15 protein-coding genes are annotated in these 15749 nt (G+C 55.2%); 14 read left to right on the top strand and 1 reads right to left on the bottom strand.

Annotated elements, in window-relative coordinates; genetic code table 11:
- Nucleotides 1-84 precede the first annotated feature (84 nt).
- The 7 genes from corC (at nucleotide 85) to rihA (ending at nucleotide 7153) form a co-directional block, all read left to right on the top strand.
- Nucleotides 85-963, top strand: coding sequence for a CNNM family magnesium/cobalt transport protein CorC (gene corC / locus RY075_RS06625; protein ID WP_003858679.1), 879 nt, complete (start codon nucleotides 85-87; stop codon nucleotides 961-963).
- 5 nt (nucleotides 964-968) lie between these two features.
- Nucleotides 969-2507, top strand: a complete 1539-nt coding sequence (gene lnt, locus RY075_RS06620) for an apolipoprotein N-acyltransferase (protein WP_023315631.1) — start codon at nucleotides 969-971, stop codon at nucleotides 2505-2507.
- 383 nt (nucleotides 2508-2890) lie between these two features.
- Complete coding sequence (locus tag RY075_RS06615; protein ID WP_003858681.1) at nucleotides 2891-3796, top strand: amino acid ABC transporter substrate-binding protein; 906 nt, start codon at nucleotides 2891-2893, stop codon at nucleotides 3794-3796.
- 155 nt (nucleotides 3797-3951) lie between these two features.
- Nucleotides 3952-4692, top strand: coding sequence for a glutamate/aspartate ABC transporter permease GltJ (gene gltJ, locus RY075_RS06610; protein ID WP_015571133.1), 741 nt, complete (start codon nucleotides 3952-3954; stop codon nucleotides 4690-4692).
- Nucleotides 4693-5367: a glutamate/aspartate ABC transporter permease GltK gene (gltK, locus tag RY075_RS06605; protein ID WP_003858686.1), complete on the top strand. Its 675-nt coding sequence runs from the start codon at nucleotides 4693-4695 to the stop codon at nucleotides 5365-5367.
- Entirely contained in the window at nucleotides 5367-6092 is a 726-nt protein-coding gene (locus RY075_RS06600) for an amino acid ABC transporter ATP-binding protein (protein ID WP_006809622.1), read from the top strand. Before gltK ends, RY075_RS06600 begins: the two co-directional genes overlap by 1 nt.
- 119 nt (nucleotides 6093-6211) lie before the next feature.
- A complete protein-coding gene (gene rihA, locus RY075_RS06595; protein WP_232967341.1) occupies nucleotides 6212-7153 on the top strand; it encodes a pyrimidine-specific ribonucleoside hydrolase RihA in 942 nt (313 codons plus the stop codon).
- 54 nt (nucleotides 7154-7207) lie between these two features.
- On the opposite strand, the gene RY075_RS06590 is transcribed toward rihA, so the two are convergent.
- A complete protein-coding gene (locus RY075_RS06590; protein ID WP_003858689.1) occupies nucleotides 7208-7690 on the bottom strand; it encodes a zinc ribbon-containing protein in 483 nt (160 codons plus the stop codon).
- Nucleotides 7691-7904: 214 nt separating this feature from the next.
- On the opposite strand from RY075_RS06590, the gene leuS reads away from it, so the two are divergent.
- From leuS to mrdA, 7 genes are all read left to right on the top strand, one after another.
- A complete protein-coding gene (leuS, locus tag RY075_RS06585) occupies nucleotides 7905-10487 on the top strand; it encodes a leucine--tRNA ligase (protein ID WP_338628335.1) in 2583 nt (860 codons plus the stop codon).
- 14 nt (nucleotides 10488-10501) lie between these two features.
- The gene (lptE, locus tag RY075_RS06580; protein ID WP_338628334.1) at nucleotides 10502-11071 is read left to right on the top strand and encodes an LPS assembly lipoprotein LptE; all 570 of its coding nucleotides are present in this window, start codon (nucleotides 10502-10504) and stop codon (nucleotides 11069-11071) included.
- Entirely contained in the window at nucleotides 11071-12102 is a 1032-nt protein-coding gene (gene holA / locus RY075_RS06575) for a DNA polymerase III subunit delta (RefSeq protein ID WP_032608858.1), read from the top strand. The genes lptE and holA overlap by 1 nt, the downstream gene beginning before the upstream one ends.
- Nucleotides 12095-12760: a nicotinate-nucleotide adenylyltransferase gene (gene nadD / locus RY075_RS06570; protein WP_032608857.1), complete on the top strand. Its 666-nt coding sequence runs from the start codon at nucleotides 12095-12097 to the stop codon at nucleotides 12758-12760. The genes holA and nadD overlap by 8 nt, the downstream gene beginning before the upstream one ends.
- 268 nt (nucleotides 12761-13028) lie before the next feature.
- On the top strand, nucleotides 13029-13346 hold the full coding sequence (gene rsfS, locus RY075_RS06565; protein ID WP_003858696.1) for a ribosome silencing factor: 318 nt from the start codon (nucleotides 13029-13031) through the stop codon (nucleotides 13344-13346).
- Nucleotides 13347-13349: 3 nt separating this feature from the next.
- Nucleotides 13350-13817: a 23S rRNA (pseudouridine(1915)-N(3))-methyltransferase RlmH gene (gene rlmH / locus RY075_RS06560; RefSeq protein ID WP_003858701.1), complete on the top strand. Its 468-nt coding sequence runs from the start codon at nucleotides 13350-13352 to the stop codon at nucleotides 13815-13817.
- 28 nt (nucleotides 13818-13845) lie between these two features.
- On the top strand, nucleotides 13846-15747 hold the full coding sequence (mrdA, locus tag RY075_RS06555) for a peptidoglycan DD-transpeptidase MrdA (RefSeq protein ID WP_015571138.1): 1902 nt from the start codon (nucleotides 13846-13848) through the stop codon (nucleotides 15745-15747).
- The last annotated feature ends 2 nt before the right edge of the window (nucleotides 15748-15749 follow it).

The raw sequence follows: 15749 nt of genomic DNA, 5'->3' as shown, positions 1-15749 counted from the left end.
TCAGTCACTGACTACCATGCCGCCGCGCAGGGACATAGCGCGGCGGTTAACGTTGAACTAACAAGAGAACCCTTAACAAACGCCATGAGCGACGACAATTCACACAGTAGCGACACGACAACCACTAAAAAGGGATTTTTCTCCCTCATTCTGAACCAGCTTTTCCACGGCGAACCGAAGAACCGTGATGAACTGCTGGAGCTGATTCGTGATTCCGGGCAGAACGACCTTATCGACGAAGATACGCGCGAAATGCTCGAAGGGGTGATGGACATCGCCGACCAGCGCGTCCGCGACATCATGATCCCCCGCTCGCAGATGATTACCCTGAAACGCAACCAGACGCTGGACGAGTGCCTCGATGTGATTATCGAATCGGCTCACTCACGTTTCCCGGTCATCAGCGAAGATAAAGATCACATTGAAGGGATTTTGATGGCGAAAGATCTGCTGCCGTTTATGCGCAGCGATGCCGAAGCCTTCAGTATGGAAAAGGTGTTACGCCCGGCCGTGGTTGTGCCGGAAAGTAAGCGTGTGGATCGGATGCTGAAGGAGTTTCGCTCCCAGCGCTATCACATGGCGATTGTTATTGATGAATTTGGTGGCGTTTCCGGTCTGGTCACAATCGAAGACATCCTTGAGCTGATCGTGGGCGAAATCGAAGACGAGTATGACGAAGAAGAGGATATCGACTTCCGTCAGCTGAGCCGCCACACCTGGACCGTGCGCGCGCTGGCCTCCATTGAAGACTTCAACGATACCTTTGGCACCAGCTTCAGCGATGAAGAAGTGGACACCATTGGTGGTCTGGTGATGCAGGCCTTCGGCCATCTTCCGGCCCGCGGTGAAACCGTTGACATCGATGGTTACCAGTTCAAGGTCGCAATGGCTGACAGCCGACGTATTATTCAGGTTCACGTCAGAATGCCGGACGACTCACCGGTGCCAAAACTGGAAGATTAATGTAAATGGCATTTGCCCCACTCTTTGAACGCCAGCGCGTCCGTTTGCTGCTGGCGCTGTTACTCGGAGCCAGCGGTACGCTGGCTTTTTCTCCTTACGATATCTGGCCAGCCGCTATTCTCTCCCTGATGGGGCTACAGGGGCTTACCCTGAACCGTCGTCCGGTACAGGCCGCGGCCATCGGCTACTTCTGGGGGCTGGGACTGTTTGGCTCTGGTATCAACTGGGTCTACGTCAGTATCGCGCAATTTGGCGGAATGCCGGGGCCGGTTAACGTCTTCCTGGTTGTGCTGCTCGCCGCCTATCTTTCGCTCTACACTGGCCTGTTCGCGGGCATCCTGTCTCGCCTGTGGCCAAAAACGACCTGGCTGCGCGTGGCGATAGCGGCACCCGTTGTCTGGCAAATCACCGAATTTCTGCGCGGCTGGGTACTGACCGGCTTCCCGTGGTTGCAGTTCGGCTATAGCCAGGTAGACGGCCCGCTGAAAGGCCTGGCCCCGGTCATGGGCGTGGAAGCCATCAACTTCCTGTTGATGATCGTCAGCGGCCTGCTGGTGCTGGCCCTGGTGACACGTAACTGGAAGCCGCTGGTTGCCGCGTTAATCCTGTTTGCCCTGCCCTTCCCGCTGCGTTATATCCAGTGGTTTACGCTGGAGCCCGCGCGCGCCACGCAGGTTTCTCTGGTCCAGGGCGATATCCCGCAGTCCCTGAAATGGGATGAGAATCAGCTGCTGAACACGCTGAAAATCTACGCCAACGCCACTGAAAAGGTGATGGGCAAATCGCAGCTCATCATCTGGCCTGAGTCTGCGATCCCAGACCTGGAGATCAATCAGCAGCCCTTCCTGAAGATGATGGACGATCTGCTGCGCGCACGCGGCAGTACGCTGATCACCGGAATTGTGGATGCGCGTCTCAATCAGCAGAACCGCTATGACACGTACAACACGATCATTACGCTCGGTAAGGGCAGCGAATACAGCTATACCTCGACCAATCGTTACAACAAAAACCACCTTGTACCGTTTGGCGAATTTGTTCCGCTGGAGTCTATTCTGCGCCCACTGGCACCGTTCTTTGATTTGCCGATGTCCTCATTCAGCCGGGGCCCTTACGTTCAGCCGCAGCTGCATGCGCACGGTTTTGCCCTGACGGCCGCCATTTGCTACGAGATTATCCTCGGCGAGCAGGTGCGCGATAATTTCCGCCCGGACACCGACTATCTGCTGACCATCTCAAACGATGCGTGGTTCGGTAAATCGATTGGTCCGTGGCAGCACTTCCAGATGGCGCGAATGCGTTCTCTGGAGCTGGCGCGTCCGTTGCTGCGCAGCACCAATAACGGCATTACCGCCGTGATTGGTCCGCAGGGTGAAATCCAGGCCATGATCCCGCAATTTACCCGTGAGGTGCTGACTACTAACGTCACGCCAACTACCGGGCTCACCCCTTACGCGCGCACCGGGAACTGGCCGCTGTGGATTTTGACCGTGCTGTTCGGCTTTGGCGCAGTGCTGATGAGCCTGCGTCAGCGTCGTAAATAACCTTACCTTCTGTTGCCGGGTGGCGGCTACGCCTTACCCGGCCTGCTCTCCGGCGCCGGCGCCACCCGACAATTTCCTCCCAAACTTCAATTCTGGCACGCCTGTTGCTTTGTTTAATTACATCAACGCTGTCTGGCTTAACGTGCAACCTTGTCGCACCAGCGTAGATCATCGGTAGCACCGAAATGGTGCAACGAGGGATTATTGCCTCTGAATGGTGCGGCGCGCTTCGCAAAAATAAACAATAACGCAGCAAAATCTTTACATTAAGCCAGACTAAATGTTAACAAGCTTGCATAACACTGCACTCGCATTGCGCGAGATATAACAACATCACAATGGGTATCTATGCGTCACTGGCGCTGATAAGAAAGGAGTTGGGTATGCAATTACGTAAACTGGCCACAGCAATGCTGGTTATGGGAATGTCTGCGGGGGTTGTCCACGCTGAAGACGCTCCGGCAGCAGGAAGCACTCTCGACAAGATTGCCAAAAACGGCGTGATCGTGGTCGGCCACCGTGAATCTTCTGTCCCGTTCTCTTACTACGACAACACGCAAAAAGTCGTGGGCTATTCACAGGATTACTCCAACGCCATCGTTGAAGCCGTGAAGAAAAAGTTGAACAAACCTGACCTGCAAGTGAAGCTGATCCCCATCACTTCACAGAACCGTATTCCTCTGCTGCAAAACGGCACATTTGATTTTGAATGTGGCTCAACCACCAACAACCTTGAGCGTCAGAAACAGGCCGCTTTCTCGGACACCATCTTCGTTGTGGGCACCCGCCTGCTGACGAAGAAAGGCGGCGACATCAAAGATTTTGCTGACCTGAAAGGCAAAGCGGTTGTCGTGACCTCCGGTACCACGTCCGAAGTGCTGCTGCACAAGCTGAACGACGAGAAGAAAATGGACATGCGCATCATCAGCGCGAAAGACCATGGCGACTCCTTCCGTACCCTGGAAAGCGGCCGTGCCGTCGCGTTTATGATGGATGACGCTCTGCTGGCAGGCGAGCGCGCCAAGGCGAAGAAACCAGACAACTGGGAAATCGTCGGTACCGCCCAGTCGAAAGAAGCCTACGGCTGTATGCTGCGTAAAGGTGACGAGGACTTCAAGAAACTGATCGATGACACCATCGCTCAGGCGCAAACCTCCGGCGAAGCGGCAAAATGGTTCGACAAATGGTTCAAGAACCCAATTCCACCAAAAAACCTGAACATGAACTTTGAACTGTCTGACGACATGAAAGCGCTGTTCAAATCACCAAACGACAAAGCTCTTAACTAATTAGAACGACAGGGGCGGGATCTCCTGCCCTCTCGATTGTCGGGAAGCATGGACAGACTATACGTTGAGTGGTCGTTCCCCACTCAGCGCAAAAATTGAGCTTCTCACCAATCTTCGAGGGTAGCGCTGCTACCCTTTTTTTTCTGGAGTTTACTATGTCAATTGACTGGAACTGGGGCATCTTTCTGCAACAAGCCCCGTTCGGCAACACCACCTATCTCGGCTGGCTGTGGAGCGGCTTTCAGGTTACCGTTGCGTTATCGATAACGGCGTGGATTATCGCGTTTCTTGTCGGTTCGCTGTTCGGTATTCTGCGTACCGTCCCTAACCGTTTTCTCTCTTCAATTGGCACGCTCTATGTGGAACTGTTCCGTAACGTTCCGCTGATCGTGCAGTTCTTTACCTGGTATCTGGTGATCCCGGAACTGCTGCCGGAAGATCTCGGCATGTGGTTTAAGGCCGAGCTGGATCCTAACGTACAATTTTTTGTCTCCTCTATGCTGTGTCTGGGGCTGTTCACCGCTGCGCGCGTCTGCGAGCAGGTACGTGCCGCCATACAGTCACTGCCGCGCGGGCAAAAGAATGCGGCACTGGCGATGGGCCTGACTCTGCCTCAGGCCTACCGTTACGTACTGCTGCCGAACGCTTACCGCGTCATCGTTCCGCCGATGACGTCCGAAATGATGAACCTGGTAAAAAACTCGGCTATCGCCTCAACCATTGGTCTGGTAGATATGGCGGCGCAGGCGGGCAAACTGCTGGATTATTCCGCTCACGCATGGGAATCCTTCACGGCGATCACGCTCGCCTATGTTCTGATTAACGCATTCATCATGCTGGTGATGAACCTGGTTGAACGCAAAGTACGCCTGCCGGGCAATCTGGGGGGCAAATAAATGTACGATTTTGACTGGAGTTCCATTGTTCCCTCCATGCCCTATCTGCTGGATGGACTGGCAATCACCTTAAAGATCACCGTTATCGCCATTATCGTCGGTATTGTCTGGGGCACCCTGCTGGCAGTGATGCGCCTGTCGAGCTTTAAGCCGCTCGCCTGGTTTGCCACGGCTTACGTTAACGTGTTCCGCTCCATTCCACTGGTCATGGTGCTGCTGTGGTTTTATCTGATTGTTCCCGGCTTTTTACAGAACGTACTGGGACTGTCGCCAAAGACCGATATCCGCCTGATCTCTGCCATGGTGGCGTTTTCCATGTTTGAAGCCGCCTACTACTCAGAGATCATCCGCGCCGGTATTCAGAGTATCTCGCGCGGGCAGTCCAGCGCTGCGCTGGCGCTCGGTATGACGCACTGGCAGTCTATGAAGCTCATTATTCTGCCGCAGGCGTTTCGCGCCATGGTTCCGCTGCTGCTGACGCAGGGCATCGTCCTGTTCCAGGATACCTCCCTGGTCTACGTGCTGAGTCTGGCAGACTTCTTCCGTACCGCCTCCACCATTGGCGAACGTGACGGAACGCAGGTTGAGATGATCCTCTTCGCGGGCGGGGTCTATTTTGTGATTAGTTTAAGCGCATCGCTGTTGGTCAGCTGGCTGAAGAAAAGGACGGTATAATGATTTCCCTGAAAAATGTTTCTAAATGGTATGGGCACTTTCAGGTGCTGACCGACTGCTCAACAGAAGTGAAAAAAGGCGATGTGGTGGTGGTATGCGGTCCGTCCGGTTCCGGTAAGTCCACGCTTATCAAAACCGTTAATGGGCTGGAACCTGTCCAGCAGGGCGAGATTGTCGTTAACGGCACCAAAGTGAATGACCGCAAAACCAACCTTGCCCAGCTTCGCTCCCACGTAGGGATGGTGTTCCAGCATTTTGAGCTGTTCCCTCACCTCTCCATCATTGAGAACCTGACGCTGGCGCAGGTGAAAGTGCTGAAGCGCGACAAAAAAGCGGCGCGCGAAAAGGGGCTGAAGTTGCTGGAACGCGTCGGGCTGTCTGCACATGCGGATAAGTTCCCGGCACAGCTTTCGGGCGGCCAACAGCAGCGTGTGGCAATCGCGCGTGCGCTGTGCATGGATCCGGTGGCTATGCTGTTTGATGAGCCGACGTCCGCGCTCGATCCTGAGATGATCAACGAAGTACTGGACGTCATGGTGGAGCTGGCGCACGAAGGGATGACCATGATGGTGGTGACGCATGAAATGGGCTTCGCCCGTAAAGTGGCCAACCGCGTGATCTTCATGGATGAAGGGAAAATTGTTGAAGACTCACCAAAAGAAGAGTTCTTCGCAAATCCTAAATCTGAACGTGCAAAAGACTTCCTCGCCAAAATCCTGCATTAATCTTTTTAGTGCGCAATCTGCGGATTGCGCACTGCTTCACGCTTTAGATCTCTTTTTCTATTCGGCGTCACATCACAGCGTTAACCTTGTCACAAATAATGCTGAAAATGGAGAACGCTATGGCACAGCCAATTATTCTCGACTGCGATCCGGGTCATGATGACGCGATCGCACTCGTCCTTGCTCTTGCTTCCCCTGAACTGGACGTAAAAGCTGTCACCTCCTCCGCCGGGAACCAGACGCCGGATAAAACCTTGCGAAACGTGTTGCGCATGTTGACGCTGCTGAAACGCACCGATATTCCGGTCGCAGGTGGCGCCGTTAAGCCGCTGATGCGCCAGCTGATCATTGCGGATAATGTTCACGGTGAAAGTGGGCTGGATGGCCCGGCGCTGCCGGAGCCGGATTTCGCACCGCAAAACTGCACTGCCGTCGAGCTCATGGCGAAGGTGCTGCGTGAAAGCGCAGAACCCGTGACGCTGGTGGCGACCGGCCCGCAGACCAACGTAGCGCTGCTGCTGAACAGCCATCCTGAACTGCACAGCAACATCGCCCGTATCGTCATCATGGGCGGGGCAATGGGGCTGGGGAACTGGACGCCAGCAGCAGAGTTCAACATCTTCGTTGACCCGGAAGCCGCGGAAATCGTCTTCCAGTCGGGCCTGCCGATTGTGATGGCGGGGCTGGACGTTACCCACCGCGCACAAATTATGGCGCAGGACATCGAACGATTCCGTTCTGTGGGTAACCTGGTTGCAACAACCGTGGCAGAGCTGCTCGATTTCTTTATGGAGTATCACAAAGCCGAGAAGTGGGGCTTCCACGGTGCCCCGCTGCATGACCCATGCACCATCGCCTGGCTACTGAAGCCGGAAATGTTTACCACGGTCGAGCGTTGGGTTGGTGTGGAAACACAGGGGAAATATACCCAGGGAATGACGGTGGTGGACTATTACTCGCTAACGGGAAACAAGCCGAATACCACGGTGATGGTGGATATCGATCGGGAAGCGTTTGTGGATTTGTTGGCGGAGCGGCTGGCTTATTATTCTGCGGCCTGATGCCCTCACCCCGACCCTCTCCCTGTGGGAGAGGGAATAAACCTGCGCTTTTACTTATGGCTCAAACGGGCGACGCTGGAACTGGTCGTGACCGCACTTCGGACACAGCGACAACACCTCCGGCGTATACACGGCGATATGGTGGTGGCACTTCTCACACACCAGGTTCCCCAACCCCACTACTTCGCCGCTGTGATAGACACCGTGGTGGTTTAAATCCTGAAACACCTCACGCCATTCCAGCTGAGTTTTATCGGTAATATCCGCCAGCTCCTGCCACAGGCTCTCTTTAATGACCCGCATAAAAACGCTGTCGGCGATCTCGTCCTGGCTCTCTTCATAGCTTCGCGCGAACTCCTCCAGGTCGCGGCGCACGGCGCGCGTTACCTCTTCCACTTCGGTTCGCGTTAACTCACCCGTTTGCGTCACGCGTGCGCGTGCCTGTTCGACCAGCGCGTCGATATCACGCTCGCCGTTACGCAGCCGTTCCGTCAGAGTCGCTACCAGTTCACGGTAAAATTGAGCAACCTTGTTCATCATTTTGCCTCCCGGGTAAGTAACTGTCTCTAATAATAGACCTTATTTCGTCGCCGCTTTGTCAGGTGAAGCACAGACCCGGTAAATTCCTGCAAAGTGCATTTGCGTGAAAGGCTGTTTTGACGCGGGCGTTTGGGCTATGCTATGCGGATCTGAATTACCACATCCATTGGCTACATTTGTAGCTGTATTGAACACAGGACCACTGGCTGCCATGCAAGAGCAATACCGCCCGGAAGAGATAGAATCAAAAGTCCAGCAACACTGGGACGAGAAGCGCACCTTTGAAGTAACCGAAGACGAGAGCAAAGAGAAGTATTACTGCCTGTCGATGCTTCCCTATCCTTCTGGTCGACTACACATGGGCCACGTGCGTAACTACACCATCGGTGACGTGATTGCACGCTACCAGCGCTTGCTGGGCAAAAACGTTCTTCAGCCTATCGGCTGGGATGCGTTCGGCCTGCCTGCTGAAGGCGCGGCGGTGAAAAACAACACGGCACCGGCTCCGTGGACGTACGACAACATCGCGTACATGAAAAACCAGCTGAAAATGCTGGGCTTCGGCTATGACTGGAGCCGCGAGCTGGCAACCTGTACCCCGGAATACTACCGCTGGGAGCAGAAGTTCTTCACCGAGCTGTATAAAAAAGGCCTGGTGTACAAGAAGACCTCTGCCGTTAACTGGTGCCCAAATGACCAGACCGTTCTCGCGAACGAACAGGTTATCGATGGCTGCTGCTGGCGCTGCGACACCAAAGTAGAGCGTAAAGAGATCCCGCAGTGGTTTATCAAAATCACCGCCTACGCTGACGAACTGCTGAACGATCTGGACAATCTGGACCACTGGCCAGATACCGTTAAGACCATGCAGCGCAACTGGATCGGCCGTTCCGAAGGTGTGGAAATTACCTTCAACGTTGAGAACTACGATCAGACCCTGACCGTCTACACCACCCGCCCGGACACCTTCATGGGCGCGACCTACCTGGCCGTGGCCGCAGGTCACCCGCTGGCGCAGAAAGCGGCAGAAAACAATCCAGAACTGGCGACCTTTATCGACGAATGCCGCAACACGAAAGTGGCCGAAGCCGACATGGCGACGATGGAGAAAAAAGGCGTTGATACCGGCTTCAAAGCGATCCACCCGCTGACGGGCGAAGCGATCCCTGTCTGGGCCGCCAACTTCGTACTGATGGAATACGGCACAGGCGCCGTGATGGCCGTGCCGGGTCACGACCAGCGCGACTACGAATTTGCCACCAAATACGGCCTGACCATCAAGCCTGTTATTCTTGCTGCTGACGGCTCTGAACCCGATCTCTCTGAGCAAGCGCTGACTGAAAAAGGCACCCTGTTTAACTCCGGTGAGTTCAGCGGCCTGAGCTTTGAAGAGGGCTTCAACGCCATCGCCGACAAGCTGGCCTCCCTGGGCGTGGGCGAGCGTAAAGTGAACTACCGTCTGCGCGACTGGGGCGTTTCCCGTCAGCGTTACTGGGGTGCGCCAATCCCAATGGTGACGCTGGAAGATGGTACCGTGATGCCAACGCCAGAAGATCAGCTGCCGGTGATCCTGCCGGAAGACGTGGTCATGGACGGCATCACCAGCCCGATCAAAGCCGATCCTGAGTGGGCGAAAACCACCGTCAACGGTCAGCCAGCGCTGCGTGAAACCGACACCTTTGACACCTTTATGGAATCCTCCTGGTACTATGCGCGCTACACCTGCCCGCAGTACAAAGAAGGCATGCTGGATTCTGATGCAGCAAACTACTGGCTGCCGGTAGACATTTACATCGGTGGCATTGAACACGCCATCATGCACCTGCTCTACTTCCGCTTCTTCCACAAACTGATGCGTGACGCAGGCCTGGTCAACTCCGACGAGCCGGCAAAACAGCTGCTGTGTCAGGGTATGGTGCTGGCAGATGCGTTCTACTACGTTGGCGCGAACGGCGAGCGTAACTGGGTTTCTCCGGTTGATGCGATTGTCGAGCGCGACGAGAAAGGCCGTATCGTGAAGGCGAAAGACGCTGAAGGTCATGAACTGGTTTATACCGGCATGAGCAAGATGTCCAAGTCTAAAAATAACGGCATCGACCCGCAGGTGATGGTTGAGCGTTATGGTGCGGATACCGTGCGTCTGTTCATGATGTTCGCTTCCCCGGCAGATATGACCCTTGAGTGGCAGGAATCCGGCGTTGAAGGGGCCAACCGCTTCCTGAAGCGCGTCTGGAAACTGGTTTACGAGCACACCTCTCAGGGCGATGCGCCAGCGCTGAACGTAGCTGCACTGACTGAAGATCAACAGGCGCTGCGTCGTGATGTTCATAAAACTATTGCGAAAGTCACCGATGATATTGGTCGTCGTCAGACCTTCAATACCGCAATTGCGGCTATTATGGAACTGATGAACAAGCTGGCGAAAGCCCCGCAGGATGGCGAGCAGGATCGCGCGTTAATGCGTGAAGCGCTGCTGGCGGTCGTTCGCATGCTGAACCCGTTCACGCCGCACGTTAGCTTTACCCTGTGGCAGGAGCTGAAAGGCGAAGGCGATATCGACAATGCGCCGTGGCCAGTGGCGGATGAATCCGCTATGGTGGAAAACACCACGCTGGTGGTGGTGCAGGTTAACGGTAAAGTGCGCGGTAAAATTACCGTCGCGGTCGACGCAACCGAAGAACAGGTTCGCGAGCGCGCAGGCCAGGAGCATCTGGTCGCTAAATACCTTGAGGGCGTTACCGTACGTAAAGTGATCTACGTACCTGGTAAACTGCTGAATCTGGTCGTTGGCTAAGCGCGGGAGGAAACGTGCGACAACTGGCAACAATACTCTTATCTCTGGCGGTGCTTGTCACCGCTGGCTGCGGCTGGCACCTGCGCAACACCACGGCAGTGCCTGCGCAGATGAAAACGATGATCTTCGACTCATCCGATCCGAACGGACCGCTGAGCCGGGCCATTCGTAACCAGCTGCGTTTGAACGATGTTAAGCTGATCGAGAAGGGAACCCTACGTCAGGATGTTCCTTCGCTCCGTGTCCTGAAATCAACGCTGTCACAAGATACGGCCTCGATCTTCCAGGATGGGCGGACGGCGGAATATCAGATGGTGCTAACCGTTGATGCGGCCGTCTTGATGCCAAGTAAAGATATTTACCCTATCAATACCAAAGTCTACCGCTCGTTCTTCGATAACCCGCAGACGGCGCTGGCAAAAGACGCCGAACAGCAGATTATCATCAAGGAAATGTATGATAAGGCCGCGGAACAGCTGATCCGCAGGCTGCCTGCCATTGCCGCGTCGACGAAAAAAGGCGCTGACGTTATCGAAACACCGGATGCCAGCACGCCGGATATGCCAACGTCTCTGGGTAACTGATGATCAGGTTGTATCCTGAACAACTCCGCGCGCAGCTCAACGAAGGGCTGCGCGCGGCCTATCTGCTACTCGGCAACGACCCCCTGTTACTACAGGAAAGCCTTGATGCGGTTCGCCATGCGGCAGCCGCGCAGGGTTTCGATGAGCATCATACGTTCCAGATCGATAACAGTACCGACTGGAACGCTATCTTCTCGCTTTGTCAGGCCATGAGCCTGTTTGCCTCTCGTCAGACAATCCAGATCCTGCTGCCTGAGAATGGTCCTAACGCTGCCATCAATGAACAGCTGGCTATGCTGGTGAGTTTGTTACACGGCGATCTGCTGCTTATCGTACGCGGCAACAAACTCACAAAAGCGCAGGAAAACGCTGCCTGGTTTACCCGGCTAACCCCCAGTGCGGTGCTTGTCTCCTGCCAGACTCCAGAGCAGGCGCATCTGCCAAAATGGGTTGCCGCGCGAGCAAAGCAGCACAATTTGCAGCTGGATGAGGCCGCCAGTCAGCTCCTGTGCTACTGCTACGAAGGCAACCTTCTGGCACTGGCGCAGGCGCTGGACAGGCTCGCCCTGCTGTGGCCCGATGGCAAGCTGACGCTGCCGCGCGTGGAACAGGCGGTGAATGATGCCGCGCACTTTACCCCCTTCCACTGGGTTGATGCGCTGCTGTCGGCGAAAAGTAAACGTGCTCTGCACATCCTGCAACAGCTGCGCCTGGAAGGGAGTGAGCCGGTCATCCTTCTCCGTACGCTCCAGCGCGAATTACTGCTGCTGAACAACCTTAAACGCCAGTCAGCACACACGCCCCTGCGCGCCTTATTCGACAAACATCGCGTCTGGCAAAACCGTCGGGCGATGACCACGGAGGCGATAAACCGCCTGAGCCAGAAGCAGTTGCGTCAGGCAGTGCAACTTCTGATGCGCGCCGAACTGACGTTAAAACAGGATTACGGTCAGTCTGTCTGGGCGGAGCTGGAGAGTCTCTCTTTGCTGCTCTGCCATAAGGCGCTGGCAGACGTATTTATCGATGGGTGATATGCATTCTTTACAGGCAATGTATGGCGGGACCTTCGACCCGGTACACTATGGGCATCTTAAGCCGGTAGAAATCCTCGCGAATTTGATTGGGTTGCAGCGGGTAATCATCATGCCCAACAATGTTCCGCCGCACCGTCCTCAGCCAGAAGCAACCAGCGAGCAGCGTAAAGCGATGCTCGCGCTGGCTATCGCCGATAAGCCTCTCTTCACGCTGGATGAGCGTGAACTGCGCAGGGATACCCCTTCCTGGACATCGCAAACGCTGCGGGAGTGGCGCGCTGAGCAGGGGCCCATGAAACCGCTGGCGTTTATCATCGGCCAGGATTCCTTGCTCAACTTTCCCAGCTGGTACCAGTACGAAACCATTCTGGAAAACAGTCATCTGCTGGTCTGCCGCCGTCCGGGCTACCCGCTGACCATGCGCGACGCGCAGCATCAGCAGTGGCTTGACGCACATCTGACGGACAATATAGAAGACCTGCACAGTCTCCCCGCCGGGAAAATTTACCTCGCTGAAACGCCGTGGTTTGATATTTCCGCGACCCTCATCCGCGAGCGTCTCCAGCAGGGTTTAGACTGTGACGATCTCCTCCCCTCGCCCGTGCTGGCCTATATCCTTGCGCACGGTCTGTATCAGAAAAGTACAGATGTCTGAGCATCGCCGGCGAAATTGTCCGTTAATGATTATCCTGCCTTGACAGGCTAAGCCATACTGATATCCTCCGCTGCCAGACTTTCCCGCCGATCGCTGCTTTACGGAAATTGTTTTACAAAAATGGCGATGCAATCTCAGGCGGAGGGTGGGATGATACCCGCCTTCAAAAGCCGGGCGGTGACATTTGTCCCGCGACTGGCGTCAGTTCAGGTATACTGACTGGCCACGAATTCATAGTTGTACAATCTCATTCACCCAGGGGGAAAACTTGCAGGGTAAAGCACTCCAGGATTTTGTTATCGACAAAATTGATGACCTGAAAGGTCAGGACATCATCGCTATCGACGTTAAGGGTAAATCCAGCATCACCGACTGCATGATCATCTGCACCGGCACCTCAACTCGTCACGTTGTTTCGATTGCTGACCATGTTGTTCAGGAATCGCGCGCGGCAGGGCTGCTTCCGCTGGGCGTTGAAGGTGAAGCGACCGCTGACTGGGTGGTTGTCGATCTCGGCGATGTGATTGTCCACGTCATGCAGGAAGAGAGTCGTCGCCTGTATGAGCTGGAAAAACTCTGGGGTTAATGCGTGAAGTTGCAACTGGTCGCCGTCGGCACCAAAATGCCGGACTGGGTACAAACCGGTTTTACTGAGTATCTGCGTCGTTTCCCAAAAGATATGCCGTTCGAACTGGTGGAGATCCCAGCAGGAAAGCGCGGCAAGAACGCAGATATCAAACGTATTCTCGATAAAGAGGGAGAGCTGATGCTGGCTGCCGCAGGCAAAAACCGCATCGTGACCCTCGATATCCCGGGCAAACCCTGGGATACGCCGCAGCTGGCGCACGAACTGGAGCGCTGGAAGCAGGATGGTCGGGACGTCAGTCTGTTGATTGGCGGACCAGAGGGGTTATCTCCCGCCTGCAAAGCGGCAGCAGAACAAAGTTGGTCACTCTCGGCGCTGACGCTGCCCCACCCGCTTGTACGGGTTCTCGTGGCAGAAAGTTTGTATCGCGCATGGAGCATCACTACCAACCACCCTTATCACCGCGAGTAATGACTGACCAGGGTAATTTAAGCAGCGGATGAAACTACAGAATTCTTTTCGCGACTATACGGCTGAGTCCGCGCTGTTTGTGCGCCGGGCGCTGGTCGCCTTTACGGGGATTTTGCTGCTTACCGGCGTGCTGATCGCCAACCTCTATAATCTGCAAATTGTCCGCTATACCGATTACCAGACCCGCTCAAACGAAAACCGTATCAAGCTGGTGCCCATCGCGCCCAGCCGCGGCATTATCTACGATCGTAACGGCACGCCGCTGGCGCTTAATCGCACCATCTACCAGATAGAGATGATGCCCGAGAAAGTGGATAACGTGCAGGATACCCTGAACGCGCTGAGAAGCGTTGTCGACCTGACTGATGACGATATCGCTGCGTTCAAAAAAGAGCGCGCACGTTCTCACCGCTTCACCTCCATTCCGGTAAAAACCAACCTGACGGAAGTGCAGGTCGCCCGTTTTGCCGTTAACCAGTACCGTTTCCCCGGAGTGGAAGTCAAAGGCTATAAACGCCGCTACTATCCTTACGGCTCCGCGCTGACGCACGTCATTGGTTACGTCTCCAAAATCAACGATAAAGACGTCGAACGCCTTGATAAAGACGGCAAGCTGGCTAACTACGCCGCAACCCATGATATTGGCAAGCTGGGGATCGAACGTTATTACGAAGATGTACTGCACGGTCAGACCGGGTATGAAGAGGTTGAAGTTAACAACCGTGGCCGCGTGATCCGGCAACTGAAAGAGGTGCCCCCGCAGGCGGGGCATGACGTCTATCTGACGCTCGACCTGAAGCTACAGCAGTATATCGAGACGCTGCTGGCGGGTAGCCGTGCTGCGGTTATTGTGACCGACCCGCGTACCGGCGGCATTCTGGCGATGGTTTCGATGCCAAGCTACGATCCGAACCTCTTCGTGGATGGCATCTCCAGCAAGGATTACTCCGGCCTGCTCAACGATCCAAACACGCCGCTGGTAAACCGCGCGACGCAGGGGGTTTATCCTCCAGCTTCAACGGTTAAACCGTATGTCGCCGTGTCTGCGCTGAGCGCGGGCGTCATCACCCGTAATACCAGTCTGTTTGACCCCGGCTGGTGGCAGTTGCCTGGCTCTGAGAAACGCTACCGCGACTGGAAAAAATGGGGCCACGGCCATCTGAACGTGACCAAATCACTGGAGGAGTCGGCGGATACCTTCTTCTATCAGGTCGCCTACGACATGGGTATTGACCGTCTGTCTGAATGGATGAGCAAGTTCGGCTACGGGCATTACACCGGTATAGATTTGGCGGAAGAGCGTTCCGGCAACATGCCAACCCGCGAATGGAAGCTGAAGCGCTTTAAAAAACCCTGGTATCAGGGTGACACCATTCCGGTGGGGATCGGCCAGGGCTACTGGACGGCAACGCCGCTGCAAATGAACAAGGCGATGATGATCCTCATCAACGATGGCGTCGTGAAAGTGCCGCACCTGCTGCAAAGCACCGTTGAAGACGGCAAAAAAGTGCCATGGATACAGCCGCACGAGCCGCCGGTGGGTGACATTCATTCCGGATACTGGGAAATCGCGAAAGACGGCATGTACGGTGTAGCCAACCGCCCTAACGGGACGGCGCACAAATATTTCGCTGGCGCACCGTATAAGGTAGCCGCGAAATCAGGTACGGCTCAGGTCTTCGGTCTTAAAGCGAATGAAACTTACAACGCACATAAAATTGCCGAACGTCTGCGTGACCACAAGCTCATGACGGCGTTTGCCCCTTATGATAACCCGCAGGTTGCGGTGGCGATGATTCTGGAGAACGGCGGCGCAGGCCCGGCGGTGGGTACCATCATGCGTCAAATCCTCGACCACATCATGCTGGGTGACAACAACACCGAACTGCCAGCTGAAAACCCGGCAGCCGCTGCGGCGGAGGACCAATAATC

The sequence above is a fragment of the Enterobacter sp. JJBC genome (assembly GCF_036936505.1).
In the GTDB taxonomy this organism is placed as follows: Bacteria; Pseudomonadota; Gammaproteobacteria; order Enterobacterales; family Enterobacteriaceae; genus Enterobacter; species Enterobacter hormaechei_C.
The sequence above is the reverse complement of the archived record's forward strand: the minus strand, read 5'-3'. Positions and strand labels throughout refer to the sequence as shown.